Source organism: Pseudomonas sp. PH1b (assembly GCF_000633395.1).
In the GTDB taxonomy this organism is placed as follows: domain Bacteria; phylum Pseudomonadota; class Gammaproteobacteria; order Pseudomonadales; family Pseudomonadaceae; genus Aquipseudomonas.
In genome coordinates this window covers 49,011-75,059 of the sequence record NZ_AYMU01000006.1, presented here as the reverse complement: position 1 = coordinate 75,059, position 26,049 = coordinate 49,011, and the positions used below count along the sequence as shown (strand labels likewise).

General features: G+C 62.0%; 25 protein-coding genes and 1 tRNA gene. 11 read left to right on the top strand and 15 right to left on the bottom strand.

Going from position 1 to position 26,049, the window contains the following annotated elements; genetic code table 11:
• From rfbD to rfbB, 4 genes are read right to left on the bottom strand one after another with little or no spacing between them, the layout of a single operon-like run.
• Entirely contained in the window at nucleotides 1-882 is an 882-nt protein-coding gene (gene rfbD / locus U873_RS0111745; RefSeq protein WP_025128449.1) for a dTDP-4-dehydrorhamnose reductase, read from the bottom strand.
• The gene (gene rfbC, locus U873_RS0111740; RefSeq protein WP_025128448.1) at nucleotides 879-1,424 is read right to left on the bottom strand and encodes a dTDP-4-dehydrorhamnose 3,5-epimerase; all 546 of its coding nucleotides are present in this window, start codon (nucleotides 1,422-1,424) and stop codon (nucleotides 879-881) included. The genes rfbD and rfbC overlap by 4 nt, the downstream gene beginning before the upstream one ends.
• The gene (gene rfbA / locus U873_RS0111735; RefSeq protein WP_025128447.1) at nucleotides 1,421-2,296 is read right to left on the bottom strand and encodes a glucose-1-phosphate thymidylyltransferase RfbA; all 876 of its coding nucleotides are present in this window, start codon (nucleotides 2,294-2,296) and stop codon (nucleotides 1,421-1,423) included. The genes rfbC and rfbA overlap by 4 nt, the downstream gene beginning before the upstream one ends.
• Nucleotides 2,293-3,375 (bottom strand): dTDP-glucose 4,6-dehydratase, encoded by a 1,083-nt coding sequence (gene rfbB, locus U873_RS0111730; protein WP_025128446.1) that lies wholly within the window; start codon nucleotides 3,373-3,375, stop codon nucleotides 2,293-2,295. The genes rfbA and rfbB overlap by 4 nt, the downstream gene beginning before the upstream one ends.
• A gap of 237 nt (nucleotides 3,376-3,612) precedes the next feature.
• Here rfbB and U873_RS0111725 point away from each other — a divergent pair, with 237 nt between their 5' ends.
• From U873_RS0111725 to U873_RS0111695, 7 genes are all read left to right on the top strand, one after another.
• Nucleotides 3,613-6,531, top strand: coding sequence for an aminotransferase (locus tag U873_RS0111725; protein ID WP_025128445.1), 2,919 nt, complete (start codon nucleotides 3,613-3,615; stop codon nucleotides 6,529-6,531).
• Nucleotides 6,532-6,756: 225 nt separating this feature from the next.
• Complete coding sequence (gene aguB, locus U873_RS0111720; RefSeq protein ID WP_025128444.1) at nucleotides 6,757-7,635, top strand: N-carbamoylputrescine amidase; 879 nt, start codon at nucleotides 6,757-6,759, stop codon at nucleotides 7,633-7,635.
• A gap of 5 nt (nucleotides 7,636-7,640) precedes the next feature.
• Nucleotides 7,641-8,747 carry an agmatine deiminase gene (gene aguA / locus U873_RS0111715; protein ID WP_025128443.1) on the top strand — a complete coding sequence of 369 codons (1,107 nt, stop codon included), beginning with the start codon at nucleotides 7,641-7,643 and terminating at the stop codon, nucleotides 8,745-8,747.
• 247 nt (nucleotides 8,748-8,994) lie between these two features.
• Nucleotides 8,995-9,195, top strand: a complete 201-nt coding sequence (locus U873_RS0111710) for a hypothetical protein (protein ID WP_025128442.1) — start codon at nucleotides 8,995-8,997, stop codon at nucleotides 9,193-9,195.
• 479 nt (nucleotides 9,196-9,674) lie between these two features.
• On the top strand, nucleotides 9,675-10,370 hold the full coding sequence (locus tag U873_RS0111705) for a DsbA family protein (protein WP_025128441.1): 696 nt from the start codon (nucleotides 9,675-9,677) through the stop codon (nucleotides 10,368-10,370).
• A 27-nt stretch (nucleotides 10,371-10,397) separates the two neighbouring features.
• Nucleotides 10,398-10,787, top strand: a complete 390-nt coding sequence (locus U873_RS0111700) for a nuclear transport factor 2 family protein (RefSeq protein ID WP_025128440.1) — start codon at nucleotides 10,398-10,400, stop codon at nucleotides 10,785-10,787.
• A 239-nt stretch (nucleotides 10,788-11,026) separates the two neighbouring features.
• A complete protein-coding gene (locus U873_RS0111695) occupies nucleotides 11,027-12,313 on the top strand; it encodes an OprD family porin (protein ID WP_025128439.1) in 1,287 nt (428 codons plus the stop codon).
• Between the two features lie 68 nt (nucleotides 12,314-12,381).
• Here the strand turns inward: U873_RS0111695 and U873_RS0111690 are convergent, their stop codons facing one another.
• Nucleotides 12,382-13,242 carry a hypothetical protein gene (locus U873_RS0111690; protein ID WP_157838076.1) on the bottom strand — a complete coding sequence of 287 codons (861 nt, stop codon included), beginning with the start codon at nucleotides 13,240-13,242 and terminating at the stop codon, nucleotides 12,382-12,384.
• 104 nt (nucleotides 13,243-13,346) lie between these two features.
• Between U873_RS0111690 and U873_RS0111685 the strand changes: the two genes are divergently transcribed.
• Nucleotides 13,347-14,012: a hypothetical protein gene (locus tag U873_RS0111685; protein ID WP_256244330.1), complete on the top strand. Its 666-nt coding sequence runs from the start codon at nucleotides 13,347-13,349 to the stop codon at nucleotides 14,010-14,012.
• A 5-nt stretch (nucleotides 14,013-14,017) separates the two neighbouring features.
• A complete protein-coding gene (locus U873_RS0111680) occupies nucleotides 14,018-14,713 on the top strand; it encodes a tetratricopeptide repeat protein (protein WP_025128436.1) in 696 nt (231 codons plus the stop codon).
• A 70-nt stretch (nucleotides 14,714-14,783) separates the two neighbouring features.
• On the opposite strand, the gene U873_RS0111675 is transcribed toward U873_RS0111680, so the two are convergent.
• The 8 genes from U873_RS0111675 to U873_RS0111640 form a co-directional block, all read right to left on the bottom strand.
• On the bottom strand, nucleotides 14,784-15,920 hold the full coding sequence (locus tag U873_RS0111675; protein ID WP_025128435.1) for a lysozyme inhibitor LprI family protein: 1,137 nt from the start codon (nucleotides 15,918-15,920) through the stop codon (nucleotides 14,784-14,786).
• A gap of 32 nt (nucleotides 15,921-15,952) precedes the next feature.
• Nucleotides 15,953-16,339, bottom strand: a complete 387-nt coding sequence (locus U873_RS0111670; protein ID WP_025128434.1) for a c-type cytochrome — start codon at nucleotides 16,337-16,339, stop codon at nucleotides 15,953-15,955.
• A 79-nt stretch (nucleotides 16,340-16,418) separates the two neighbouring features.
• The gene (locus tag U873_RS0111665; protein ID WP_025128433.1) at nucleotides 16,419-17,213 is read right to left on the bottom strand and encodes a hypothetical protein; all 795 of its coding nucleotides are present in this window, start codon (nucleotides 17,211-17,213) and stop codon (nucleotides 16,419-16,421) included.
• A 13-nt stretch (nucleotides 17,214-17,226) separates the two neighbouring features.
• Nucleotides 17,227-18,054, bottom strand: coding sequence for a phosphatase PAP2 family protein (locus tag U873_RS0111660; RefSeq protein ID WP_025128432.1), 828 nt, complete (start codon nucleotides 18,052-18,054; stop codon nucleotides 17,227-17,229).
• Nucleotides 18,055-18,088: 34 nt separating this feature from the next.
• On the bottom strand, nucleotides 18,089-18,940 hold the full coding sequence (locus U873_RS0111655) for a MipA/OmpV family protein (protein ID WP_025128431.1): 852 nt from the start codon (nucleotides 18,938-18,940) through the stop codon (nucleotides 18,089-18,091).
• A 214-nt stretch (nucleotides 18,941-19,154) separates the two neighbouring features.
• On the bottom strand, nucleotides 19,155-20,189 hold the full coding sequence (locus U873_RS0111650) for a DUF1254 domain-containing protein (protein ID WP_025128430.1): 1,035 nt from the start codon (nucleotides 20,187-20,189) through the stop codon (nucleotides 19,155-19,157).
• Nucleotides 20,190-20,350: 161 nt separating this feature from the next.
• A complete protein-coding gene (locus tag U873_RS0111645) occupies nucleotides 20,351-21,334 on the bottom strand; it encodes an AraC family transcriptional regulator (protein ID WP_025128429.1) in 984 nt (327 codons plus the stop codon).
• A gap of 452 nt (nucleotides 21,335-21,786) precedes the next feature.
• Nucleotides 21,787-21,862: transfer RNA gene (locus tag U873_RS0111640), tRNA-Thr, on the bottom strand.
• Between the two features lie 417 nt (nucleotides 21,863-22,279).
• Between U873_RS0111640 and U873_RS0111635 the strand changes: the two genes are divergently transcribed.
• Nucleotides 22,280-22,549 carry a hypothetical protein gene (locus U873_RS0111635; protein ID WP_177330262.1) on the top strand — a complete coding sequence of 90 codons (270 nt, stop codon included), beginning with the start codon at nucleotides 22,280-22,282 and terminating at the stop codon, nucleotides 22,547-22,549.
• A gap of 202 nt (nucleotides 22,550-22,751) precedes the next feature.
• On the opposite strand, the gene speB is transcribed toward U873_RS0111635, so the two are convergent.
• Together speB and U873_RS0111625 are read right to left on the bottom strand one after the other, a co-directional pair.
• Complete coding sequence (speB, locus tag U873_RS0111630; RefSeq protein WP_025128427.1) at nucleotides 22,752-23,720, bottom strand: agmatinase; 969 nt, start codon at nucleotides 23,718-23,720, stop codon at nucleotides 22,752-22,754.
• Nucleotides 23,721-23,749: 29 nt separating this feature from the next.
• Nucleotides 23,750-25,135, bottom strand: coding sequence for a sodium:solute symporter (locus U873_RS0111625; protein WP_025128426.1), 1,386 nt, complete (start codon nucleotides 25,133-25,135; stop codon nucleotides 23,750-23,752).
• A gap of 217 nt (nucleotides 25,136-25,352) precedes the next feature.
• Here U873_RS0111625 and U873_RS0111620 point away from each other — a divergent pair, with 217 nt between their 5' ends.
• Nucleotides 25,353-25,997 carry a hypothetical protein gene (locus U873_RS0111620; protein ID WP_025128425.1) on the top strand — a complete coding sequence of 215 codons (645 nt, stop codon included), beginning with the start codon at nucleotides 25,353-25,355 and terminating at the stop codon, nucleotides 25,995-25,997.
• The last annotated feature ends 52 nt before the right edge of the window (nucleotides 25,998-26,049 follow it).

The window sequence follows — 26,049 nt, the reverse complement described above, 5'->3', positions numbered from 1 at the left end:
CTAGCCCTGCTCGGCAAGACACTCGCGCAATGCGGTGTGCCAGTCCGGTTGGATCACTCCCCACTGCTGCGCCAGCCGACTGCAGTCCAGCCGCGAGTTCAGTGGCCGGGGTGCCGGTGTCGGGTAGGCGCTGGAGGGGATGGCTTCCAGTACCGCGCAGGGTTTGCCCATGGCCAGCAGCTGCTCGCCGATGGCCTGGGCGAAGCCGAACCAGGACGTCTCGCCATGGGCGGTGAGGTGGTAGGTGCCCCAGGCTCCGGGGTTGCCGGCCTGCCAGCGTTCGATCAGGGCGCGGGTGCTGTTGGCGATGGTACCGGCCCAGGTCGGAGCACCGATCTGGTCGGCGACGATGCGCAGCTCCGGTTTTTCCTGCAGCAGGCGTTGCATGGTCAGCAGGAAGTTCTTGCCGTGGCTGGAATAGACCCAGCTGGTGCGCAGGATCAGGTGCTGGCCCTGGACCAGATTGATCGCCCTCTCGCCGGCCAGCTTGCTCTCGCCATAGACACTCAGCGGATTGGGCTCGTCGTCTTCCACGTAGGGCGCGTCCTTGCTGCCATCGAACACGTAGTCGGTGGAGTAGTGAATCAGCGGGACGCCCAGTGCCTGGGCCTCCTGGGCGAAGATTCCGGGGGCGGTGGCGTTGATCGCGAAGGCCAGGTCCGCTTCGCTCTGGGCCTGGTCGACGGCGGTGTGGGCGGCGGCGTTGATGATCAGGTCGGGACGGATCGCCCGGACCTGCTGGCGAATCTGCTCCGGGTGAGTCAGGTCCAGTTGGTCACGGCCCAGGACCACCAGTTGGCCCAAATCGCCGAGGCGCTGTTGCAGCTCGCGGGACACCTGGCCGTGCTGGCCGCTGATCAGGATTTTCAGGGGAGTGCTCATGGGAACAGGTCGGCCTCAGTCAGCAGGGTTCCTGCCTGATCCTTGGCGGACAGTTGCGGGGGGGCGCTGAGCTCCCAGTCGATGGCGAGTGTCGGATCGTCCCAACGGATACAGCGCTCGGCAGAGGGAGTGTAGTAGTCGGTGGTCTTGTAGAGGAACTCGGCGAAGTCGCTGAGCACCACGAAACCATGGGCGAAGCCTTCGGGAACCCAGAGCTGGCGATGATTCTGGGCCGACAGGCGCACCGCCACCCACTGGCCGAAGTGCGGCGAGCTGCGACGGATGTCCACGGCCACGTCGAGTACTTCGCCCTGGGTCACGCGCACCAGTTTTCCCTGGGTGTTCTGCAACTGGTAGTGCAGCCCGCGCAGCACGCCCTGCTGCGAGCGTGAGTGGTTGTCTTGGACGAATTGAGTATCGAGGCCCGTGGCTTCGGCAAATGCCTTGGCATTGAAGCTTTCGTAGAAAAAACCGCGCTCGTCGCCAAACACCTTGGGCTCGATAATGAGCACGCCCGGGAGTTCAGTCTGAATGACATTCATTGATTTTCCCCGGCCAAGGTGAACAGGTACTGGCCGTAGCCGGTCTTGCCGAAATAGGCGGCGCGCTCCAGCAGGTGCTCACGGCTGATCCAGCGGTTCTCGTAGGCGATCTCTTCCAGGCAGGCGACCTTCAGGCCCTGGCGGTGCTCGATGGTCTGCACGTATTGGGAGGCCTCCAGCAGGCTGTCGTGGGTGCCGGTGTCGAGCCAGGCGAAGCCCCGACCGAAACGCTCCACATGCAGGTCGCCACGCTTGAGGTAGGCGTTGTTGACGTCGGTGATCTCCAGTTCGCCACGGGGCGAAGGCTTGACCGCCTTGGCGATCTGCACCACGTCGTTGTCGTAGAAATACAGGCCGGTGACGGCGTAGCTGGATTTCGGCTGCTCGGGTTTCTCTTCGATGGACAGGGCGCGGCCCTCGCTGTCGAAGTCGATGACCCCGAAACGCTCCGGGTCCTTGACCCAATAGCCGAATACGGTGGCGCCGCTAGGACGCTGGGCCGCATTGCGCAGTTGTTCGCCGAAGTACTGGCCGTGGAAGATGTTGTCGCCGAGGATCAGGCACACCGGATCATTGCCGATGAACGCCTCGCCGATCAGGAAGGCCTGGGCCAGTCCATCCGGCGACGGCTGCTCGGCATAGCTGAAACGCACGCCGAACTGGCTGCCGTCACCCAGCAGGTTGCGGTATTGCGGCAGGTCATGGGGGGTGGAAATGATCAGGATGTCCTGGATGCCGGCCAGCATCAGCACCGAGATCGGGTAGTAGATCATTGGTTTGTCGTAGATCGGCAATAGCTGCTTGGAAACGCCGAGGGTGATGGGGTGCAGGCGGGTACCGGACCCGCCGGCCAGAACAATGCCCTTGATCATGCAATCAGATCCTTGATGTCGGTGGAGCCCAGGCGTTCGCCCTGATAACTGCCGTCCTGTACCCGGCGGCACCACTCGAGGTTGTCCAGGTACCACTGCACGGTCTTGCGCAGGCCACTGTTGAAGGTTTCTTCCGGGACCCAGCCCAGTTCGCGCTCGATCTTGCTGGCGTCGATGGCGTAGCGCAGATCGTGGCCGGGACGGTCCTGAACGAAGGTGATCAGGTCGGCGTAGTGGGCCAGGCCCTGGGGTTTTTCCGGGGCCAGCTCTTCCAGCAGGCTGCAGATGCCACGCACCACGTCGATGTTCTTCTGTTCGTTGTGGCCGCCGATGTTGTAGGTCTCGCCCACCACGCCTTCGGTCACTACCTTGAACAGAGCCCGGGCGTGATCTTCGACATACAGCCAGTCACGCACTTGCAGGCCATTGCCATAGACCGGCAGTGGCTTGCCTGCCAGGGCATTGAGGATCACCAGTGGAATCAGCTTCTCGGGGAAGTGGAACGGGCCGTAGTTGTTGGAGCAGTTGGTGATCAGCACCGGCAGGCCATAGGTACGCTGCCAGGCGCGGACCAGGTGGTCGGACGCGGCCTTGCTGGCGGAGTAGGGCGAGCTGGGGGCGTAGGGCGTGGTTTCGGTGAACAGGTCATCGACGCCATGCAGGTCGCCGTAGACCTCATCGGTGGAAATATGGTGGAAACGGAAGGCGGTTCTTTCCGCTTCGGGCAACTGCTGCCAGTAGGCGCGTGTCGCTTCCAGCATGCTGTAGGTCCCGACGATATTGGTCTGGATGAAATCCGAGGGACCGTCGATGGAGCGGTCGACATGGGATTCGGCCGCCAGGTGCATGATCGCGTGGGGCTGGAAGCGTGATAGCACAGCGCTGACGGTGGCCTGGTCGACGATATCCGCCTTGACGAATTCGTAGCGGCTGTTGCTGGCGATGCTCTCAAGCGACTCCAGGTTGCCGGCGTAGGTCAATTTGTCCAGATTCAGCACTTCGTGTTCCGTGTGCTGAATCAGGTGGCGGATCAGGGCCGAACCGATAAAACCGGCTCCGCCGGTGATGAGAATGCGCATGTGAAGTGGCCTGTATCCTTAAAAGATCATGTGCTGCGGAAATGCAGCATAGCTTGTCGACACAACGCCTGTGGCGCAATAGGCGCAGCCCACCGATTGCATTCCGGGCGGGCGAAATCCGATCAAAACCAGGCATGCGACCGTCAGGGGCATCGTGCGTTCAGCGTTTTTGGGGGTTGCGCAACGCCTTGGGCAGTGGCGATATAAGCGGCTGACAATAATTCCAGGGGACGTTGTATGTTGCTCGCCACTTTGATCCACCGCGCCAGCCTGCCCAGCCCGCGAGTGACTGCACAGCAAGCGCTGGAACTGCTGCAAACCCATTACGGCCTGCACGGCACCTTGCAGACCCTGGGCAGCCAGCAGGACCTCAACTACCGCGTCGACAGCCCGCAAGGCCGCTTTGTCCTGAAAATCTGCCGCGGCGACTACGCCGCCCTGGAACTGCAGGCGCAGCACGCCGGCCTCAAGCATCTGCAACAGCTCCCCGGGCTGCGGGTGCCTCGGGTCATTGCAGCAAAAGACGGCGCCGAGCTGCTGTCCCTGGAGATTGCCGGGCAAGCACTGCATGTGCGATTGCTCGACTATATAGACGGCCGCTCCCTGACCCATCTGCCGCACCTGGGCCGTGAACTGGTAGCGGGGCTCGGGCGGCTCTGTGGCCAGATGGACCTGGCCCTGGCGGATTTTCAGCATCCGGGCCTCGAGCGCACCCTGCAGTGGGATGCCCGACACGCCCAGGCGCTGATCGGCCACCTGTTACCGATCATCACCGAGCCGCAGCAGCAGGCTTGCATTCGCGAAGCCGCGCAGCGCGCCGAGCGCCGCCTGCAGCCACTGCTGGAGCAGTTGCCGGTGCAGGCGATCCACATGGACATCACCGACGACAACGTGGTCTGGCAGCGGGATGCGGCGCGGCATTGGCAGTTGCAGGGGGTGATCGACTTCGGTGACCTGATCCGCACCTGGCGCATCACCGATTTGTCGGTGACCTGTGCAGCGCTGCTGCATCACGCCGAGGGCGATCCGCTGCGCATCCTGCCGGCGATCCAGGCCTATCACCAGGTCAACCCGCTGCAACGGGCTGAGTTGCTGGCACTCTGGCCGCTGATCGTGGCCCGGGCCGCGGTGCTGGTGCTCAGTGGCGAGCAGCAGGTCAGCATCGATCCCGGCAATGCGTATTCACGCGCCAACCTGGCCCACGAATGGGAAATCTTCGAGGTCGCCAGTTCGGTGTCGTTCGAGCTGATGGAAGCGGCGATCCTCACGGCTGTCGGCCAGACGTTGCCGGCCATCGGCAGCGAAGGCTTCGCCCCGCTGCTGCCGAGCCTGGTGGGCCGCGAGTTCGCCCTGATCGACCTAGGAGTGCTCAGCCCGCATTTCGAGGCCGGCAACTGGGAGCAGCCAGGAGTCGACGACCGCCTGCTGGCGGAAGCGGGCGCCGCCCATGGCCTGGCGGCCAGCCGCTATGGGCAGTACCGCCTGTCGCGCACCCGCCATGACTGTGCACTGGAACCGCAGACCTGCCCATTGCATGTGCAGTTGCAGGTTCCAGGGGGCACGGCGGTGGAGGCGCCATTCGCCGGTGTCCTGCATCGCGCCGAAGAGGGGCTGTGGCGCCTGGATGGCCCGACCCTGAGCGTGCACCTGTGGGGCGTCGAGCCTTCGCTGCATTCGGGAGCTGCCCTGGTCAAGGGCCAGGTGCTCGGGGCAGTGGGCAGCGAGGGGCGGCTCAAAGTGCAGCTGTGTCGCGCCGCCGAGTTGCATCCGCCACTGTTCTGCACGCCCTCCCGGGCCCCGGCCTGGCAGGCGCTGTGCCCCTCTCCGGCGGCGCTGCTGGGCCTGGCCTGTGACGCCGAGCCGGAACTGGACCCGCAGCGCCTGCTGGTCCGCCGCGATGCCAGTTTTGCTCGCTCGCAAAAGCATTACTACGTCGATCCGCCGCGCATCGAGCGGGGCTGGCGCAACCACCTGATCGACATGCAGGGGCGCTCCTACCTGGACATGCTCAACAACGTCGCGGTGCTTGGTCACGGTCATCCACGGATGGCCAGCGAAGCGGCGCGACAATGGTCGCTGCTCAACACCAATTCACGCTTTCACTATGCCGCGATTGCCGAGTTCTCCGAGCGTCTGCTGGCCCTGGCGCCCGACTCCATGGACCGGGTGTTCCTGGTCAACAGCGGCACCGAGGCCAATGACCTGGCGATCCGCCTGGCCTGGGCCTACAGCGGCGGGCGCGACATGCTCAGCGTGCTGGAGGCCTACCACGGCTGGTCGGTGGCGGCGGACGCGGTATCGACCTCGATCGCTGACAACCCCCAGGCCCTCACCAGCCGCCCGGACTGGGTGCACCCGGTGACGGCGCCCAACACCTATCGCGGCGAATTCCGTGGCCAGGACAGCACCCCGCAGTACCTGCGCAGCGTGGATCAGCAACTGGACCAGCTGGACGCACAGAAGCGCCAGCTGGCCGGGTTCATCTGTGAGCCGGTGTATGGCAACGCCGGGGGCATTTCGTTGCCGCCTGGCTACCTGAGCGAGGTGTATGAGCGGGTCCGTGCCCGGGGCGGGGTGTGCATCGCCGATGAGATCCAGGTGGGCTACGGGCGCATGGGTCGGTTCTTCTGGGGCTTTGAAGAACAGGGCGTGGTGCCGGACATCATCACCATGGCCAAGGGCATGGGCAACGGCCAACCCCTGGGGGCGGTGATCACCCGGCGCGAGATTGCCGAGGCGCTGGAAGCCGAGGGTTATTTCTTTTCTTCATCCGGCGGCAGCCCGGTCAGTTGCCGCATCGGCATCGCCGTGCTGGATGTGATGCAGGAGGAAGGTCTCTGGGAGAACGCCCGGGTGGTCGGCGAGCACTTCAGGCAGCGGCTGGAAGCCTTGAAGGATGTGCATCCGCTGGTGGGGGCGGTGCATGGCTCGGGTTTCTACCTGGGGTTGGAACTGATCCGCAATCACCAGACCCTGGAGCCAGCCACCGAGGAAACCACCTTGCTCTGCGAGCGCCTGCGGGAGCTGGGCGTGTTCATGCAGCCCACCGGCGATCACCTGAACATTCTCAAGATCAAGCCGCCGATGGTCACCACCCGGCAGAGTGTGGATTTCTTCGTCGACATGCTGTCCAAGGTACTGGGCGAAGAGCTCTAGAGGCGAGCGTTGCAGGCCCGCCCATCGGCAGACGATAGGCGGGCTGATCCAAATCCCGATTGTTATCGGGTTTTTGTTACGTATTTTTCTGGTTTCATATTTTTCTAGCTTTTAAAGTCGATATTTATCGGATATAAAGTGACCGTAGTCGGGCGCGAACTTTTCCTGCCCGAGTCTTTTCCATGGCTGTCATCCACCGCCTCGTATTCGCCCAGGAGTTGATCCATGAGCCGTATCGTTACCGTCGCCGCTACCCAGATGGCTTGTTCCTGGGACCTTGAGGCCAACCTCGAAACCGCTGAACGGCTGGTGCGTGAAGCTGCCGCCAAGGGCGCGCAGATCATCCTGATCCAGGAGTTGTTCGAAGCCCCGTACTTCTGCCAGAAGCCCAACCCGGACTACCTGCAGCTGGCCACCACCGTCGAGGCCAACGTGGCCATCGCGCATTTCCAGAAAGTCGCCAGGGAGCTGCAAGTGGTGCTGCCCATCAGCTTCTACGAGCTGGCCGGGCGGGCGCGTTTCAACAGCATCGCGATCATCGATGCCGATGGCAGCAACCTCGGGATTTATCGGAAAAGCCACATCCCGGATGGCCCTGGCTACCACGAGAAGTACTACTTCAACCCGGGGGATACCGGCTTCAAGGTGTGGAACACCCGCTACGCGAAGATCGGCGTGGGCATCTGCTGGGACCAGTGGTTCCCCGAATGCGCCCGCAGCATGGCGCTGCAAGGGGCGCAGATCCTCTTCTACCCCACCGCCATCGGCAGCGAGCCTCACGACAAGAGCATTTCCTCGCGCGATCACTGGCAGCGCGTGCAGCAAGGCCACGCTGGGGCCAACCTGATGCCGCTGATTGCCAGCAACCGCATCGGCAACGAAGAGCAGGACGGCTACGACATCACCTTCTACGGTTCGTCCTTCATCGCCAACCAGTTCGGCGAGAAGGTTCAAGAGCTCAACCAAACCGAAGAAGGTATCCTTGTGCACAGCTTCGACCTCGACGAGCTCGAGCACATCCGCAGCGCCTGGGGCAGTTTCCGTGACCGTCGTCCGAACCTCTATGGCGCGCTGAAAACCCTCGACGGTTCCCTGGAGTCCTGAACACTATGAGCACTTTGCACAGCACGCCGCGCGCCGACGGTTTCCATATGCCGGCCGAATGGGCGACCCAGACCCAGACCTGGATGATCTGGCCCGAGCGTCCGGACAACTGGCGCCTGGGCGGCAAGCCGGCCCAGGCCGCCCATGCGGCGGTGGCCAAGGCCATCGCGCGTTTCGAACCGGTGACCGTGGCGGTCTCGGCGGCCCAGTACGAAAACGCCCGGGCGCGCCTCGACGTCCCCAACATCCGTGTGGTGGAGATGTCCAGCGACGACGCCTGGGTACGCGACACCGGCCCGACCTTCGTCATCAATGACAGCGGCGAAGTGCGCGGCGTGCACTGGGGGTTCAACTCCTGGGGCGGCTTCGAGGGCGGCCTGTATTCGCCGTGGAACCGCGATGAACAGGTGGCCAGCAAGGTGCTGGAGATCGAACGTTGCCAGGAGTATCGCACCGAGGGTTTCGTGCTCGAAGGCGGCTCGATTCACGTCGATGGCGAAGGCACCCTGATCACCACCGAGGAATGCCTGCTCAATCACAACCGCAACCCGCACCTGTCCCGCGAAGAGATCGAGGCGGTGCTGCGCGAGCACCTGGCGGTGGAGCAGATCGTCTGGTTGCCGGACGGCCTGTACAACGACGAAACCGATGGCCATGTGGATAACTTCTGTTGCTACGTGCGTCCGGGCGAAGTGCTGCTGGCCTGGACCGACGACCCTCAGGACCCGAACTATCCCCGTTGCCAGGCGGCCATGCAGGTGCTGGAAAACAGCCGCGATGCCAAGGGGCGCTCCTTCAAGGTGCACAAGATGCCGATTCCCGGGCCGTTGTATGCCACCGAGGAAGAATGTGCCGGCGTCGATGCGGTGGACGGCACCCAGGAGCGCAATCCTTCGGTCCGTCTGGCGGGCTCCTATGTGAACTTCCTGATCGTCAACGGCGGGATCATCGCGCCAAGCTTCGACGACCCGATGGACGCCCAGGCCAAGGCCATCCTGCAGAACCTGTTCCCCGAACATGAAGTGGTGATGGTGCCGGGGCGCGAACTGTTACTGGGGGGCGGCAACATTCACTGCCTTACCCAACAGCAGCCGGCGCCACAGCGGGTTTGAGTGCCGTTGTAACAGCGTTTGTCGATGGTCTGACGGCATTGGCTCCGGCCCGTGCCTGAGGCTTTCCAGCAAGCCCGCAGCCCAGATGGGTTGCGGGCTTTTTCATGGGCCGCCTGTCGGCGTGCCGGACACATTGGCACAGCTCTTGTATCCGCCCAATGGTCATTCTGAGACGGGTGGAACTCTGTTGTTCTGTCATAAACCTTGGATAAGTTAAGCCGCTCAGGAACCAGGAGAGAGCGCTGGAATGAATATGGTCAGCGAGCGGGCGTCCCATCCCTTGGCAATGAATAACGAGTCGTTGCAGGCTCTGGTGCAATGGTTGAAGTCCAATGGAACGCGTCAGATCAGGGAACCTGATCCGCGCCGGATCATCATTGAACGCTACCCCGCTGGATTGCTCAGTGAGGCGGAACTGCAAGCGCTGTGGGATGTGGTGAAAGGATAGAAAGACAGCGGATTGTCAAAAGGCGCTGCCGGGAGGGCGGCGCTTTTTTTTGCCTGTCGGTTACTGGCGGGAAGCGCCCTGGTGTTACCCAGGGTTGGGCTCGGCTTCGGCACTGATGGAAGTCGTCGGCAGGGTGGTACTGGTGGCGCGGGCAAAACCTGCGGTCAGCAGGGTACAAAGACCCAGATATAGGGATGTGAGGCGGAAATGTGCAGGCATCTGAAGTGCATCCGAGAGGAGGGAGCTCTAGGGGGGCGAGTGATAATGGTTGCAGTTTGCTTATGTTAATTATTCGGTATGAGTTTTCTCGAGGCGTTGTTGCGAATTGTTTCGGGGTGGTGTCTGCCCGCATATAGTGCCCAATCCCCCCGATTCGACCGGTTACAGAAACAGACTAAAAGTCATATTGAGGTTTTTCCCGTGGCATCCGCGGCCTAGTCTTGGCCTCATCGAATTTCAAGATCCTGCTGGAGCCCTGTATGTCCTCGGCCACTCTTCACTACATCTACGATCCTCTTTGCGGCTGGTGCTATGGCGCCAAGCCGCTGGTGCAGGCCGCCCAGGCGGTGGTACCGGTGGTGGCCCACGCCGGCGGCATGATGACTGGGCGCAATCGCCAGTCGGTGTCGCCGCAGTTGCGTGATTACGTCATGCCCCATGATCGGCGGATTGCCGAATACACCGGGCAGCCCTTCGGCCAGGCCTATTTCGAAGGCCTGCTGCGCGATCATTCGGCAGTCTTCGATTCGGCGCCGCCGATTGCTGCGGTGCTGGCGGCCCAAGCCCTGTCCGGCCGTGGCCTGGAACTGCTGGGGCGCTTGCAGACTGCGCATTACCTGGAAGGCCGGCGGATTGCCGACCGCGAAGTGCTGCTGGAACTGGCTCAGGAGCTGGGGTTTGCGCCGGAGGCGTTCGCGCAAGCGTTCGATCAGGCTGGAGCCCGGGATCTGGACGAGCATATAAAGGCCAGCCGGGCGCTGCTGGCAAAAGTGGGCGGCCAAGGCTTCCCGACCCTGGCTCTGGAGCAGGACGGGCGCTTCCAACTGCTCGACATCAGCCCCTGGTTGGGTAAACCCGAGGCGTTTGCCCAGTGGCTGAAGACCTCCCTGGGCGCGGACTCGAGCCCTCACGATGGCGTGGTCCAGGCTTGTGGCCTGGACGGTTGTGCACTTTGAACTCACCTGACCTGCGAGGAATCACCCATGGATAACCTAGCGTTGATCAAAAGCACCTACGAAGGTGCCAACTCCCAGGAAAATGCGCGAAACACCGCGGCCGCCCTGGCCCCTGATGCCCGCTGGACCGAGGCGGCGGGTTTTCCCTATGCCGGCACCTATGTCGGTTTCGAGGCGGTGCTGGAGCATGTCTTCAAGCGCCTGGGTTCGGAATGGCAGGATTTCACCTTCAAGGTCGAAAATTACGTGGCCCAGGGCGACAAGGTGTTCGCCTATGGCAATTACCAGGGCATCTATAACGCCTCGGGCAAGCCGATCGATGTGCGCGTGGCCCACCTGTGGACGCTGAAAGACGGCAAGGTCACCCACTTCGAACAATTCGTCGACAGCCACAGTGTGCAGTTGGCAATGCTCTAGCCTGCGGTTCTTAGAATATTTTCAGCTATTCAAAGACGATTCACGAAATTGACACCTTGTTAAGGGCGCAGATAGGATTCGCCCCAACGCCTGTGGCCAGGAGCCATATTTCAGAATAATAAAAGGCCCGTCGCGATCACCCGCGGACGGGCTTTTTTGTTTCGACGGTAGAAGAGCGCTCAAGCGCCATAACCACAAGGGCCCACAGCGCGTCATCAAACCGTAATAAGGAAAATAAAATGTTGAAACAGCGGATCTGCTTGGTTGCACTGGGGATTTTGAGCGCTACACAGGCCATGGCTGAAGGCCAGGCCGACGCCAAGGGTTTTGTTGAAGACAGCAGCCTGAAAGTGCTGTTGCGCAACGCCTACATCAATCGTGACTACAAAGATGGCAACCCGGACAAGGCTGAATGGGGCCAGGGTTTCATCGGCACCTTCTCCTCGGGCTTCACCCAAGGCACCGTGGGCGTGGGCGTTGACGCCTTCGGCCTGTACGCACTGCGCCTGGACGGCGGCAAGGGTCGCAGCGGTGCCGGCGGCATCGACTTCTTCAAGCAGGGTGACAGCGGTAGCGCTGCAGATGATCTGGCCAAGGCCGGTGCTGCAGTCAAGTTCCGTTTCTCCAACACTGTGCTGACCTACGGTGACCAGATGCCGGCCCTGCCGGTGCTGAATTACGACAACTCGCGCCTGCTGCCGGAAAGCTACACCGGTACCCTGATCACCTCCAAGGAGATCAAGGGCCTGGAGCTGAACGCAGGTCACTTCACCGCCGAGTCGCGTAAAAGTGCCGAAGGCCGTGACAGTGGTGGCCTGAAGTCGATCAACGTATTGGGCGGTAGCTACCAGTTCACCGAGCAGTTCAAGGGCGCGCTGTACGCTTCCGACGTCGAAGACGTGCTGAAGAAGCAATACATCAACCTGAACTACGTATTCCCGCTGGCCACTGACCAGTCCCTGACCCTGGACTTCAACGGCTACCGTACCGAGCTGGACAAGTCCTACGCGCAGAAGGCTAAAGCAGGCGGCGAGGACAACAAGATCTGGAGCCTGGCAGCCACCTACGCCATGGGCCCGCACTCCTTCACCCTGGCGCACCAGCGCAGCACCGGTGACAGCAACCTGGGCTATGCCTACGGTGGCTACCAGCGTGGTCAGAACCGCGTGGGCGATGGCGGCAACACCATCTACCTGGCCAACTCCTACTGGTCCGACTTCAACGCTGAAGACGAGCGCAGCTGGCAGCTGGGCTACGGTCTGGACTTCGGCGCCTTCGGCGTACCGGGCCTGACCTATAACGTGGCCTACGTACGTGGCGACAACATCACCACCTCGACCTCCACCGGCGGCAGCGAGCGGGAAATCTTCAACCAGTTCAAGTACGTAGTACAGAGCGGCCCGGCCAAAGACCTGAGCGTGAAAGTACGCAGCTCGGTACTGCGCGTTTCGCAGAAGTCTTCCGAGTACAACGTGGGCGGCAACGAGCTGCGTGTGTTCGTCGACTACCCGATCAACGTGTTCTGATCAGCGTTTGATCGCGACCTGAGCGCAGGTTGCTGCAACGAAAAAGCCCCGACTGGTTCGGGGCTTTTTTATGCCTGGGTTTTGCATTTTTTGATTGCCGCCTGAGAAGGCAGGTAAGTGTCTTCGTACCACTGCCTTTTCAAGACGTCGCCTTGATGTTTGTAGGCAATCATCTCCTTCCAGTGATCGTTGGCCAGCTCGAGGGCTTTGCGTGCAATGGCCTGCACCGAGAAGATCAGGTACTGGTTGTAGTCAGGGCCCAGAAGACTCATCAGCTTGTCGAGTTGGATTGTTTGCGCCTGGCTGGAATGGTCGGCCAGTAGCCTGTTCAAGATGATGGTCGGGATAACCAGAATGACACACCCGTTGATGCCGTCGAAGTCAGGGTATCCGTCATGCAGTTGATAAAGGATATAGACATAGATGTCCGCCCAGCGCCGTGTGACGTGGTCACAGCGGTACTCCTGAGCGTCCCAGGTTTTCATCCAGGCGCTCTTGGGTGCCAGGGGAAGCTGGGTTTTCAGCTCTGCGCGGCGAGCGAGCAGGGACAGCCTTTGCGCAGTGCTAGGTACCTGCTTGCTTTTTACTTCCACCCCCCAGCCGTTCCTGAAACTCTGACAAAACAGCTCCTTGTTCTCGGCCACAGGGGCGTGGATGTTCGGGTATAGATCAAGCACTGGCTGGGGATAGCCGAGGAAGATATCCGCCACATCATTCTCGCCATTGTCCTCGCTGGCCGGATCGAACAACACGTTGCTTCGGTAGTTGCTGGGTCTTTGAGTGGGGCTGTAATTGAGCTTGCCGAGCGGTGGATTCGCTTGTTCGAACTGCTTGATCGCCGAAATGATGCACGACTCATAGACACGCCCGATCCAACTGGGATTGTTCTTGAGGATCTTGAGCAGTCTTTGTGGCAGTTCCATGGTCATGGCGGTCCCGAAGGGTGAGGCGAGGTCGGGATTTTCGGCGACTGGTTGGCTGATATCAATCTTGTTACAGTCCGCCGGCCCTTTTCTTTTCACGGATGATTTCGATGTTCCGTACCCTGTTATCCGGCCTGTGCCTGCTGGGCGTCGCCAGCATTGCCCATGGCCAGCAGGCAACCTCGCCCGAGCAGTTGCTGACCCAGTTCTCCCGCTGCGACGGGCAATTCTTCCAGGCCCTGAACACCGTCCAGCCGCCGCCCGCAACCTTGAGCCTGGTCAAGTACGGTCCGGTCAGTGCGCCCAAGGTACTCAACCCCTTGCAGGAAGGCGGTCGCTACCAGGCCTTTGAACAGCCGCTGGTGATCAAGGGGGTGCGCCTGGTGGGTTACTACAACGAGGCCCAATCATTGAAGTCGGTGGGCAACCTGCTGTTCTGGGGCTTTGTCGCCGAAGGCGAACCCAAGGACGTGACCGCAGCGCTCAAGCCGCTGCTGGTGGACAGCGTGCGCCTGAGGGCGGATCGCAGTGCAATGACCCGCGTGGAAATCCGCCGTGTCGGCGACCCGATCCAGCAGTGGCGCACCGAAGGCCTGGCCGGCGGTGGCGTGGCTACGCCATTCGGTTTCGTCGAGCGGGTATTGAGCATCGACAAAGGCACTGCCAGCGCGCCGATCTCTGGCCGCACCACGATCTTCTGCAGCCTGCAGGGCACGGTTACCGCGCCGCTGCTGCAGGTGTACCGCCCAGACCTCAACGCCCATCTGCTGGATTGAAAACCATGCCTTCATTGTCTGTTCGCGGGTTGAGCCTGCTCCTGTGTTCCCTGGTCATGGCCGGCTGCGCCAGCCTGCAGAGCCAGGACCAGATCAACTACGCCCATTGCCGCCTGGTCGGGCAGGCCTCCAAGGCCGAGAAATTTGACGTGGTGCTGCAAGAGGCCGACCTGTGCCTTGAGAAGAACCAGCTGAGCAAGCCCATGCAGAGCCTGGTGTACTGGCTAAAGTCCGATGCCTACGCCAGCTTCAAGCGGTATCCGGAAGCCATCAGTGCCAAGGAGAAATCCATCGAGCTGGGGCCCCAGCCCGATGCCCGCGCCGTGCTCGATCTGAGCCGCCTGTACCGCGAGGCGGGCAACCCGCAAAAGGCCCTGGAACTGGTGCAGTCCAACCTCGACGCCAACCTGGGCGAGGCGGGCAAGGGCGCCGGTTTCAACATGCCGACCTACTATCACCTGGGCCAGGCACTCTACGATTTGGGGCAGTATCGCGAGGCTGCCGAAGCCTACAGCGCCGGCCTGCTGAAACAGCCGGACTATGCCTGGGCCTTCTACCACCGGGGCCTGGCCTACGACAAACTCGGCCTGACCGATGATGCCCGCAGCGACTTCGCCACGTTCGCCAAACTGGTGAACCAGAAGTACGTCGAGCCTCAGCACCAGGCCAAGCTGGCCGAGTACAAGATCAGCCTGCCGTGAGTCGTGCCTTGATCGGGTAAACGCCAGGGCGCGGCGGTTCGCGAGCCCTGGCGTTTGGCGCCCGTGGCCTTCAGTCGTCGGGATTGAGGGCGAATTTCAACTGGTTGCCCTCCAGGTACACCACCGCCTCACGGCCATGGATATCCACCGGCCGTGCCGAAATCGCCTCATGTTCCGGGACGATCTTGGACAGCAGCTTGCGCTGCACATCCACCCGCCAGATACAGGCCCTGGGCCCCTCGTTGTCGAAGTACATCACCGGGCGGGTTTCGCTCCAGGTCGGGTTGACGATGCTCCAGCCCGACTCGACGTCGTTGTGCTCGGTGACGTTCTCCGAATAGGTGCCGTTGCTCTGCTGGTCGTAGTCCAGGGACAGGCTGTAGTTTTCTTCATTGAGGCTCTGCGCCACCCGCGCCCAAGCGTGGCGCTGAGTGTTGGAGAGCGACTGGAACAGCCGTTGGCTGGCTTCGGGGGCGCTGCGCGAGCCCAGGCGATAACTCATGCCCTGCTGCAGTTCGTCGCCGATGCGCTGGCGATAGTAGAACACCCCGTCGACTATCCCGGCGTAGCGCGGCCCCTGGTCGTTGGACCCCGGCAGGGCCCAGCCGACAAAGCGCACATCCCGGGCGATGGGATGCAGGCCGGGCTGGTCGTCGACGTACTCGTACAGGGTGCCGACATAGCCGCTCAGCCCCTGTTGATACTGGCCGACAAACAGCACCACATGCAGTACCCCGCCGATCACCTGGGCATCGACAATCTGCTGGTCCCCTTGCGGTGGCGCGGCGCTGAAGGTGGCGAGGGTATAGCGCTGCCAGCCGTCGGGATCCAGCAGGCTGTACTGACTGGTGGGCGGCTGCGGCAGCAACTGGCCCTTGGCCGGGGCTGGCGGGATCGGCAACGGTTGCGGCGCGAGCATCTTCAACTGGGCCCGGTAGGCCGCTGCCAGGCAATCGCTGGAGTCGCAGGTGTCGCGCACTTCCTGCAGCCAGCGCGCCTGCAACAGGCGAAACATCTTCAAGTGCTTCAGTGCCTTGTAGCGGCTGTTCAGCTCATCGTCGCTGGCGGACAGGCTCGGAGTGTCGCAGACCGTCTTTTCCATCAGGGTCGAGGCCTTGTTGCAGTCGAAACCGGCGGCGTCGACAGCGGGCACGAACACCGCCAGGGACAGGCCCATGACTGCCAGGGACAGCAGGGGTAACTTCATCGAAACATCCTTGTGGGGAAGCGCGGAGAGGGTCAGGGAGACTGGAACGTTTGCAGGTAGGCCAGCAGATTATCGATCTTTTCCTCATCGCTCAGGCCCCAGAAAATCATCCGGGTGCCGGGCACCACGGCTTTCGGGTCTTCGAGGTACTGGATGAGTTTTTCCCGGGTCCAGACGATGCCCGAGGATTTCATCGCCGTCGAGTACTGGTAGTCCGCGGCGCTGCCTGCGCTACGGCCGATGATGCCGTTGAGCTGCGGTCCGAACGAACTGCGCACCGAGGGCCCGATATTGTGGCAGCCGCTGCACAGCCGCTTGAACAGCTTGCCGCCGGTTTCAGCGTCGCCGGCCAGGGCCGGGGCGCTGAACAGCATGGAGTGGAGCGACAGGGTCAGGATCGATACGACGATGGGCTTCATGGGCGGCCTGCATGCAACGGGAGTCGGCGGCTATTGGATCATGAAGCGCATGCCTGGTGGGAGCCTTGCCATGCAAGGCTCAGAAGCGCCCGCTGATCCCCAGCAGTGGCCCCTTCTGGACAATGTCGTAGACAAACCCGTCATGGCGATAATTGACCCCCATGGCCCGGTAGCCGGCCACTGCCGAAAAGCCCGGCAGGAACTCCCAGCCCGCCAGTGCTGCCAGGTCCCAGTCTTCCCGCGACTGGCCGGCGCCCACCATGCCCCAGGACGACAACCAGAACCGCTCATTCACCGCGTAGTGCCCGCGCAGGCCGGCCATCGCGTCGGCCCAGGTGGCCTGGTCGGAGCCCGACAGGCCGCTGGCCGGTCCACCGTGCAGGGTGATGCGGGTGCTGCTGTACCAGATGCGCACGCCACCGGCGATGTCCAACCGATGATCGTTATCCCCCAGCACCTGGTAGCCGCCCCCCAGGAAACCCGAGGCGGTCTTGCTTTGCACCTCGAGCTTGGAGGCATGGACGCTCGCGGGCAGCCGGTTGCGGGTGTCGGTGTCGATGTACATCAGGTCGGCGAGCACGCTGTAGGGGCCGCGCCGTGCCTCGCCCATCAGCATCACCGACATGTCGACACTGCGCGCGATGTCCGAGAAGTCGGACTTTATGAATTGGCTCCCGGTGTTGCGGTGGCCGACGTGCCCGCGGATCCCGGCGCCCCACACGTAAGGACCGCCGTTGAATCGCCAGCTATCATCGTCTGCCGCCTTGGCCACGAGCGGCAGGCCGGCTCCGGCGACCGTCAAGGCAGCGAGCAGCAGTGCCAGGCAGGTGTGCCGATGGGGCAACGCTGAAGGCCGGTGGTCACGGTGGATCATGCTGTTTCTCCGATCAGTGCTGGGTCAGCTCAAGAGCCACGCTTTCTGCCGCGCAGTCTTCGGCAGGCTTCAGACCGGCCTGTTGCGCCGCCTTGACCTCCTCCTTCGCGGCCGCCAGGTCTGCCAGGAACGCCGGATTGCCATGCAGGCTGGCCACCGTGGCAGCCCCCATGATGCGGCCAGCGTCCACGTCGCTCTGCCAGTGGGCATCGCAGATGACCCGGCTCTGGCCGTATGACAGGCCGCGGGTCATCAGTTCGGTGGCGCGAGCCGGGTTGATCTCGGCCAGGACCAGGCCCCAGGCCCAGCCTGCGGCGGAGTGGCCGGAGGGCCAGGAACCGTCCGTGCGCAGCAGGGGCTCCATGTCCTTGCGGCACGTCCCTTCGTCATGCACCACGAAGGGGCGGGTGCGGTTGTAGGCATTCTTGCCGGCGTAGGTGGAGCCACCCGCATCCGTCAGGGTGCGCTGCATCAAGGTATAGAGATGGGGTGTGCTGTTTTCGCTGATCGGCGTGCCCATTGCGCAAGAGAAGGTTTTCGCCGGGCCGGGGAATGACAGCTCCGCATCGTTTGCCGCCAGCTTCTCGCGGCTTGTGCCACGCAGCGCCAGCGCCGCATGCCGTGCCTCTTCATCCCGCGCCAGTGCTGCGGAGTCCGGTTTTGGCGGGGCCCCGAGCAGGGCCAGGCGCACGGGCAAGTCAGCGGGGTCGAGGTAGCCTGGTGCCAGCTTGAAGTGAGGGTCGGTGACTTTCGTGGCAGCCTCCTCGGCCGGCGCCCATCCCGACCACAGCAAGCCGGCCAGAGACAGCGTCACCGCCAACGGTTGAGGTGTTTTTTTCATCGATCGCTTCCTTCTCTGTCCATGACCACGGCTATCAAAACTGGTACAAGGCGTTCAGGTAGGCCCCGGCCCCGACCTTGTCACCGGTCAGCGGGCTGTCGCGGGCGTCGGAGACCAGGGCGTAGGTCTTGATGCCGCCCTCCAGCGCCAGCTGTGGTTGCCATTGCCAGGTGAGGCCCAGCTTCAGGGTCACGTCCCGCATCCCGCCCCCCGGGTGGTACTCATCGAACCGGGTGCGTGCGGCTTGCTGGGCCGTGACGCCGAAGCGCGCCATCATGTCGTTCTCGTTGCTCCAGGTGCCGTACAGCGTCGAGTCCAGGGTCAAGGTCGAAGACAGCGGGTAGGTGGTGGCGACCCCGGCTTCCAGGTATGCCGTGCGCCCCAGGCTTTCGCCGCCGTAGTTGCGGTCCTGGGTCGATTGCAGGCCGCGCACGAACAGTCGGCCGGCCGGCAGGATCCAGTACGCTTCCGCCCCCACCAGGGCGGTGCTGTCCAGGTTGCCCATTCCTTTCAAGTAGTCATCCCGGCCGTCCAGGGTATGGATTCGCTCCTTGCGTCCCTGGTCATAACCGATCAGCAGCGCCACCCCGAAAGGCGCCAGCCCTGGCAAGTCCCAGCGCAGGCCCTCGGGGAACGCCGCGGTAAAGGTGCCCCAGTCCTGGGTGGGCATGAGCGCCTTGAGTTTCAGTGAAGGGAAGGCCGCGTAGTGGGAGGAGCCTTGGTACAGCGGGCCAACAGCCAAGCCACCGCCTACCGTCACGGATGGTGCGCCGGCTGAATCGTCCGGGGCCGCGTGGGCAGGCGGCACCAGCATCAATGCAAGGGCTGTACTTAGGGAGAACAACACGGGAGACCTGAAAGAATGTGAATGATCTTTGAGTGTCATTGTTCATTTCCTTGAATGTGAACTCTGTAGTGCAGAGCCATTCCTGAGTTGATAAGTACTCTTCAACTTGGAAGTGCTGGTATCTGAGGCGAGTGCAGGCCTGTAAAGCCGCGACGCAAGACGCTGGCCTGATTGATCACCACAGGGTGTTTACAAGTGTCGAGGGCAGTAGTCCGTCATTCCGACAAACCCGCACTTGCTCGAATAATCGAATCTATAAAGCGACCGGCTCTGGCTGGGGAAAGCGCCATTGGCCACTGAGTATTTCGTTGCTCGGTCGATAGAGCCTGACCGTATAGTTCCAGCCAGGTGTCGTAACCAGACAATTAACGGTCTTTGCGTCGCAACCACCGAACTGGATGACAATTGAACCGTCAGCACTTTTCTTGGCAGTGAGGTTGTTCAACGAATAGGCGTCATAGGGGTTTTTCTGAAAGTACCCCTCTGCGTTGTAAACACTCACAGACCAGAAACTCTTGACCGGCACCTGTTCAACCTTGAGGCGGTAGACGGTTTTCCCATCGTTGTGCGGCAATACTGCTCCGAGGTAGATGGCGTCCCTGCTCGGGTTGCCGCCCCAGCCCGTAGCGGTTCCGATCAAGTGCCGGATCGGATCGACCCTGCCTTTGGGACCAAAGGACTGGTTGTAGTCGGGAAGGGTCGAACCCAGGACAGCCAGGGCATCACGCATCTTTTTCTGGCTCACCTGATCCCACTTCGGAACCATGAACTCCCCCGGCCTGGCCTGGCTGACCTGGATTGCGTCCTGCAGTGCATGCACTTGCTCAAGGTCGTTGCGATCCGAGGGGTCGAAGAACAGTCGGATCGCGACAAATACATAGCGTGTGCCGATCTCCTCTTTCGCCAGCGTATGGCGGCCGGGCCCGTAAATGACGGCCGGCACAAAGTGATCTTCGTTGACCACTTGCATCGACATGAACCTCTTACCGGCTTCAGGCAATGTGACGGTCACCGGGCCAGCATCGAGATCGAACACCGCTGATGAATACAGCGTGTCCCTGTTCATTCGGATGACATCCTGAGCATCGATGGCAACCGGTTCGCGGCTATGAACAAACCGGCCCAAGCCTCCACTCTTCACACTCTTGCCCATATAGAGATCGGACTCGGCACGTGCAAAGTTATCGACACTTACCGGTATCGTCGTGTCAGCGAACGACTGAGCATTTGCACTGGCAAAAGTGGCCAGCGTCAGGGCGACGATGCAGGCCGTGGATGAATCGGGCATGTAAACCTCTAGCTCTTTTAAGTGGGCATTACCTTTTCAGACTGTATAAGAACACCCCGTTGGAAACTTGCCATTTGGTGCCAAAAGTACCGCGAGCAAGTGCTGCGAAGGCCGCCACTGAAAGGCGCCCAATAGTGGGGCGGGAGGGTCAGGCGAAGAGCTTAGCGATCATCTTTCAAGAGGGTGCGGTAGCGCGACGGCGAGCTTCCGGTCCAGCGCTTGAAGGCTCGGGTAAAGTGCGCCTGATCACTGTAGCCAACCATGTAGGCAATTTCGGTTGCGCTGTACTTACCGCAGGCAATCAGTTGTAGCGCTTCGCTACGACGGGTCTCGTCCCGCAGGTCTTCGAAGTCGATGCCGCAGTATTTGAGACGCCGCTGTAGGGTTCGCGAAGACAAGCCGATGTTGCTTGAAATAGCGGTAAGTTTGGATCGATCCTGATCCCCGATCCGCTCGATCAGCACGCCGGCGGCTTGCGCGGTCGACTTCAAGGCCTCGGTGACTTTCCAGGCCTCATCCCGGCTGGGTTGCAGCGGTGTGTCGAGCAATTCACGGTCGAACTCGATCATGTTGTGCTGCGCGTTCATGTGCAGATTCGGCCCCAGGTATTCCTCCAGCGCCTCATCTCCTCGTTGCCTCGGGTTTTGCAGATGCACACGGATGGCGCATGGCTCACCGGACATGAGCGGTACTTTTCTCAGCAGCGCCAGAGTGCCGAGAATGACCTGCTGCGGATCTGCCCCGTGCTGTCCGGTGAACTGCTGGATCAGTTTCGTCGTACGGCCTTCGGTGACGATTCTTACGTCGCTTCCTTGATGCAGTAAGTCTGTATGGATCGCCGCCACTGCGCACGCCTGAGCCAGAGTGGACGAGCCCAGGATCAACTCGCCCCAGGCGCCGAGTGAGCGTACTTCGATCAGGTGCCCCACCGTTGCACCGGCGAAAGGGTCCTGTGCGACCGCGGCCATTTCATTGGCTATATGAAAGCAGGTCGCCCGTGGCACCCAGGCATCCGGGTATTGAAAAACCTGAGGGGAAATACCGTACCGCCGGAAGAACTCCAGTGGCGACACCCCACGCATGCTCAGGTAGGGCGCTATTTGCTGAAGCGTGCTGAGTTTGATGGAGGGCGTTGCATGGGTCATGAGCGTTTGCACCTGGTTTGAAGGCAATGCACGTGAAAACCGTCCGGGTCCGCAGGGAAACACTAGCGCAAAACCTTTGCCACAGTCGTGCCGACGACCGTGCAGTAAACACAAGGGGCGAATCAGCGACAACATCGGCGTTTCCCGACCTGCAGACCGCACCTTGTACAGAGGGGGGCAGGCAGGGCACGGCTGCAACAAGGATGAGGCCATTGTGCCAATTCAGCTGAAGCCAGGGGCTGTCAGTGGGTTGAGCGCGTGCCCGTGGTCAGCGAAGGGCGAACCAAGGTTCCTGAGAGGGAGCCTGTGTTCGTTGGGTGAGGGAGGGGCTGGTGGGGGAGTCTGAAGCTCTCCGATACCGGAATCAAAAACGCAGCTGAAGGCGTTGGGACAGATTTTTTGATCCCGGAAACAACAAAGCCCTCGCATCGCTGCGAGGGCTTTGTTTTGTATGGTGCCGGCACCAGGAGTCGAACCCGGGACCTACTGATTACAAGTCAGTTGCTCTACCAACTGAGCTATACCGGCGTGTTAGGGCGACGATTATAGCGATTGGCGAGGTTCTGTAAACCCCTGAAATCTGACTATTTTTGCAGGCCCCCGGGTTTTCGTCCGCCAGCTAAGGATTGGGTGACAGCTGCTGGTTCGAGGGTGACCCCGCGGGGTTTATTCGCTCATCCGCCTGGCGGACCCCGGCTATGTCACAGGCAGCCACCTCCTCTGAGGTTATACAGGCAGTGTTCCAACCTGTTGCTCTGGCAGCTGGAGCTTTTATCTGTTCTTGCGCTTAATTGGTTTTTAAACATTGTTTTTTAAATGAAGTGCGACCGTATGTCCCAAAGAGTGGAATTAAAAAACTACTGGTCTAAGTTTGATGGCAGGCCTTTGGGGAAACAGATATTTCCGAAGGTTTATAGGAGTTATGTCAATTAAATGGAGATCGTCATGTCGAAGGAAGCTATCAAGCACCACCATCTCACGGCTATCCAGCACCACGAAGCGGCAAAGAAGCATGAGGAGGCGGCCATCCACCACAAACACCTGGCGGAGCGCCACCAGTCGGCGGTCCACGCCCATGAGCACTCGCGGGATGGGGTGATTTCCAAGCTCAAGGGCGACTGGCGCAAGCACTTGGATGAATCCAAGAAGAAAGTTGATTCCGCCTACAAGACATCCGCGCGGGCGCACAAGAAAACCAAGGAAGTTGCCAAGTAACAGCGCTCTTGGAATATCAGGCTGAAATTTGAACTTATTTAAATAATGCTTTGGGTTTTAGCCTGTTTCAAATGGACGCTGTATATCTGTACCTCCCTCCGATTTCCCATGCGAGACATGAAACACGGTTATCAGAGGGAGGTTTGACTCCCATAGGCCCGGGTATGTCTGCCGGGTTCCTTGGGTACTTGTATTGCCGCCGCTACGGCTTTCCTGCGCGCCCTTGCGCCACCGACTCGGCCAGGATGCACAGCAACTCGAACATCAATGTCGCCCCCACCAGGGCGGTGGCGCCGCCGAGGTCGAAGGGTGGCGAGACTTCCACCACGTCGGCGCCAATCAGGTTCAGGCCGCGCAGGCCGCGGATCAGTTGCTGGGCCTGGAGGGTGGTGATGCCGCCGATTTCCGGGGTGCCGGTGCCGGGTGCAAAGCACGGGTCGAGGGCGTCGACATCGAAGCTGATGTAGGTCGGGCCGTCGCCCACCACGCGCCGAGCTTCGGCCAGGGTGGCCTCGACGCCGATGTCGGCGAACTCTTCCATGTGGATCACGCGGATGCCGCAGTCCTTGGCAAAGTCCTCGTCGTCGGCGGAGTAGATCGAGCCGCGGATGCCGATCTGCACTGTGCGTTTCGGGTCCAGCAGGCCTTCTTCGATGGCACGGCGAAACGGTGTGCCGTGGGTGTAGGGGTTGTCGCCGAAGTAGCGGTCGTTGGTATCGGAATGGGCATCGAAATGCACCATGCCGATGGGCCGGTGGCGAGCCAGGGCGCGGAAGATCGGCAGGGTCACCAGGTGGTCACCGCCTACGGCCAGGGGCACTGCACCGGCTTCCTGGAGCTGGCTGAAAAAGCCTTCGATCTGTTTCAGCGAGTCCAGCAGGTCGATGGGGTTGACCGGCGCATCCCCGAGGTCGCCGACCCGCACCAGGTCATACGGCGCGATGCGGCTGACGTGGTGCACCTTGCGCATCATGCTCGACTGGTTGCGCACCTCCCGTGGGCCATGCCGGGCGCCGGCGCGGTTGGTGGTGCCGCCGTCCCAGGGCACGCCCACCAGGGCGATCTGGACCTGCGTCGGGTCATCGAACAGCGGCAGGCGCATGAAGCTCGGGATACCGGCGAAGCGCGGCACCAGGGCGGCGTCCACGGGTTGGGGAAAGGGCTTGGACATGGGGTGACTCCTTGTTCGCAGTGAAGGGCTTATTCGGTGGCGCTGCGCAGTGCCGGTGCCGCCGGGCTCAGCAGGCTGACGCCGACAAAGGTCAGCAGGCTGACCCCCAGGCCGTAGTAGATCGGGGTGTTGGCCAGGATGCCGTCGTGGGCCATGAAGCCGATCACCGTCAGGCTGCCGGTGACCATGCAGGCGATGGCGCCCCTGGCCGATGCGCGCTGCCACAGCAGGGCACCCATGATGGGGACCAGCAGGCCGCCCACCAGCAGGTTGTAGGCGATGCTCAGGCCGGCAATCACGTCGTTGACCAGGCAGGCCATGACCAGCATCGCCAGACCCAGGCCGAGGGTGATCCAGCGGCTGCTGGCCAGGTGGTTTTCCCGGCCCTGGGTCAGGAAGCGGCTGTAGATGTCTTCCTTGAGCACCGTGGCCGAAGCCAGCAGGCAGGCGCTGGCGGTGGACATGATGGCGGCCAGGGCTGCGGCGACCACCAGCCCGCGCAGGCCGGCGGGAAGCACGCTGCGGGTGACTTCGGCGAAGGCGTTTTCCGCCACCGCCAGGTCCGGCAGCAACAGCTTGGCAGCGGCCCCCACCAGGGCACAGGCGGCCCCGTAGAACATGCAGTAGACACCGGCGCCGAGGCCGGCGTAGCGCACCACGTTTTCACTGCGGGCGGTGAACAGACGCTGCCAGATGTCCTGGCCGATCAGGGCGCCGAAGAAGTACAGCAGGAAGTAGGTGAGGATGGTGTCCAGGCCGATGTTGCCCAGCTCGAAGAAGCCCGCCGGCAGGTTGGCCTGCAGAGCTTCCAGGCCGCCGGCCTGGCCGACGCTCATGGGCAGCAGGACAAAGAAGATGCCCAGGGTCATGATCACGAACTGGATGATGTCGGTGAGGGTCAGCGACCACATGCCGCCGATCACCGAATAGAAGATCACCAGGCCACCACCGCAGAGGATTGCCGGGATGCGTGGAATGTCGAACACCACTTCGGTGATCGATCCGATGGCGATGGTGGCGGTAACTGCCACCATCAGATCGTAGGCGACCATCACGCAGCCGCCGATCAACCGCGAGGAGGCCTGGTAGCGTTGTTCGAGAATCTGGGTCACGGTGAACACCCGCAACTGGGCGATCTGCCGGGAGAACACCAGGCTCAGGATGATGATCCCCAGGCCCAGCATGAATACCAGCCACAGGCCGGAAATGCCGAAGCTGTAGCCCAGGCGTACCGAGCCGAGGGTGGAGGCGCCGCCGAGCATCACCGCCGACAGCGTGCCCAGGTACAGGGCCGGCCCGAGACGGCGCCCGGCCACCAGGAAGTCGTCCTGGCTCTTCACTTTGCGCATGCCCCACCAGCCGAGGCCGGCCATCAGCAGGACGTAGACCAACATGACTGCATAATCGAGTGTCATTACGGATGCTCCCTGGTTGTTTTTGTTGTTTCAGGCAGATCGGCCAAGAGTAGGCTGGACGCTTTGCGCCTTACATCTCCAGGGACACAAGCCGGCTTGCGTTTTGGAGCAAGTGGCGAGGCGGCATTTCTCTCCTGGTGGTGAGTGAAGGCTGTGGGCAGGCGGCCGATAGCCTGCCCAGATCAGTAGCCAGGTTCAGTCAAAGGAAGAGTCAGTGATGGATGTCGGAAAATATACCCTGGTGGCCGCGCTGGGGATGCTCGGTGCCTGCAGCGTGAAACCGGTGGCGCCGTATTCGGAGCCGCCCCTGGGGGCGCCGCTGGCGCAACTGCGGGTGATCACCAACGGTGAGGTGCGGGGCGACGCCTATGCCGGCTGCCAGGGTGATAGCCGGCGTCTGGCCAAGGCCGGGCGGTTCCTCAGTGATCACCAGCCGAACGTCAACGACCCGCAGTTCCCCCAGGTTCCCAGGCAGATCGACATGCTGCCCCGGTTCGCGCCAAAACTGCCGAGTTATGTAGGCGCAATCCGCATGGGCGAGGGGGCCTACAACGAAATCGCCACCGAGTACCGGGTACCGGCGGGGCGGCCTTTCCTGCTGGAGGGCGGGGGCGTGGCGGCGGGCGGATATGGCAGCACCTATCGCAGCTGCCCCGAGGTGAAGAAGGTGGTGCTGTTCGAGCCGGGCAAGAGCTACGAAGCCTTCGTCGGCTTGAACTACGTTCCGGTGGCGGGCGGCGAGGTGCAGGCGCTGTGCGCGTTCGCGGTCTATCAGTTGCTGCCGTTGAGCAAACCGGGGGCGACCCTGCCGCTGGCGGTGCAATCCCGGCCGCCGGCGGAGCGCCGTTGCCCCGGTCAGTGAGTGGTTGCGAGGTTGTCCCTGGCCTGTTGCAACAGGCCAGGGCGTGGTTTGC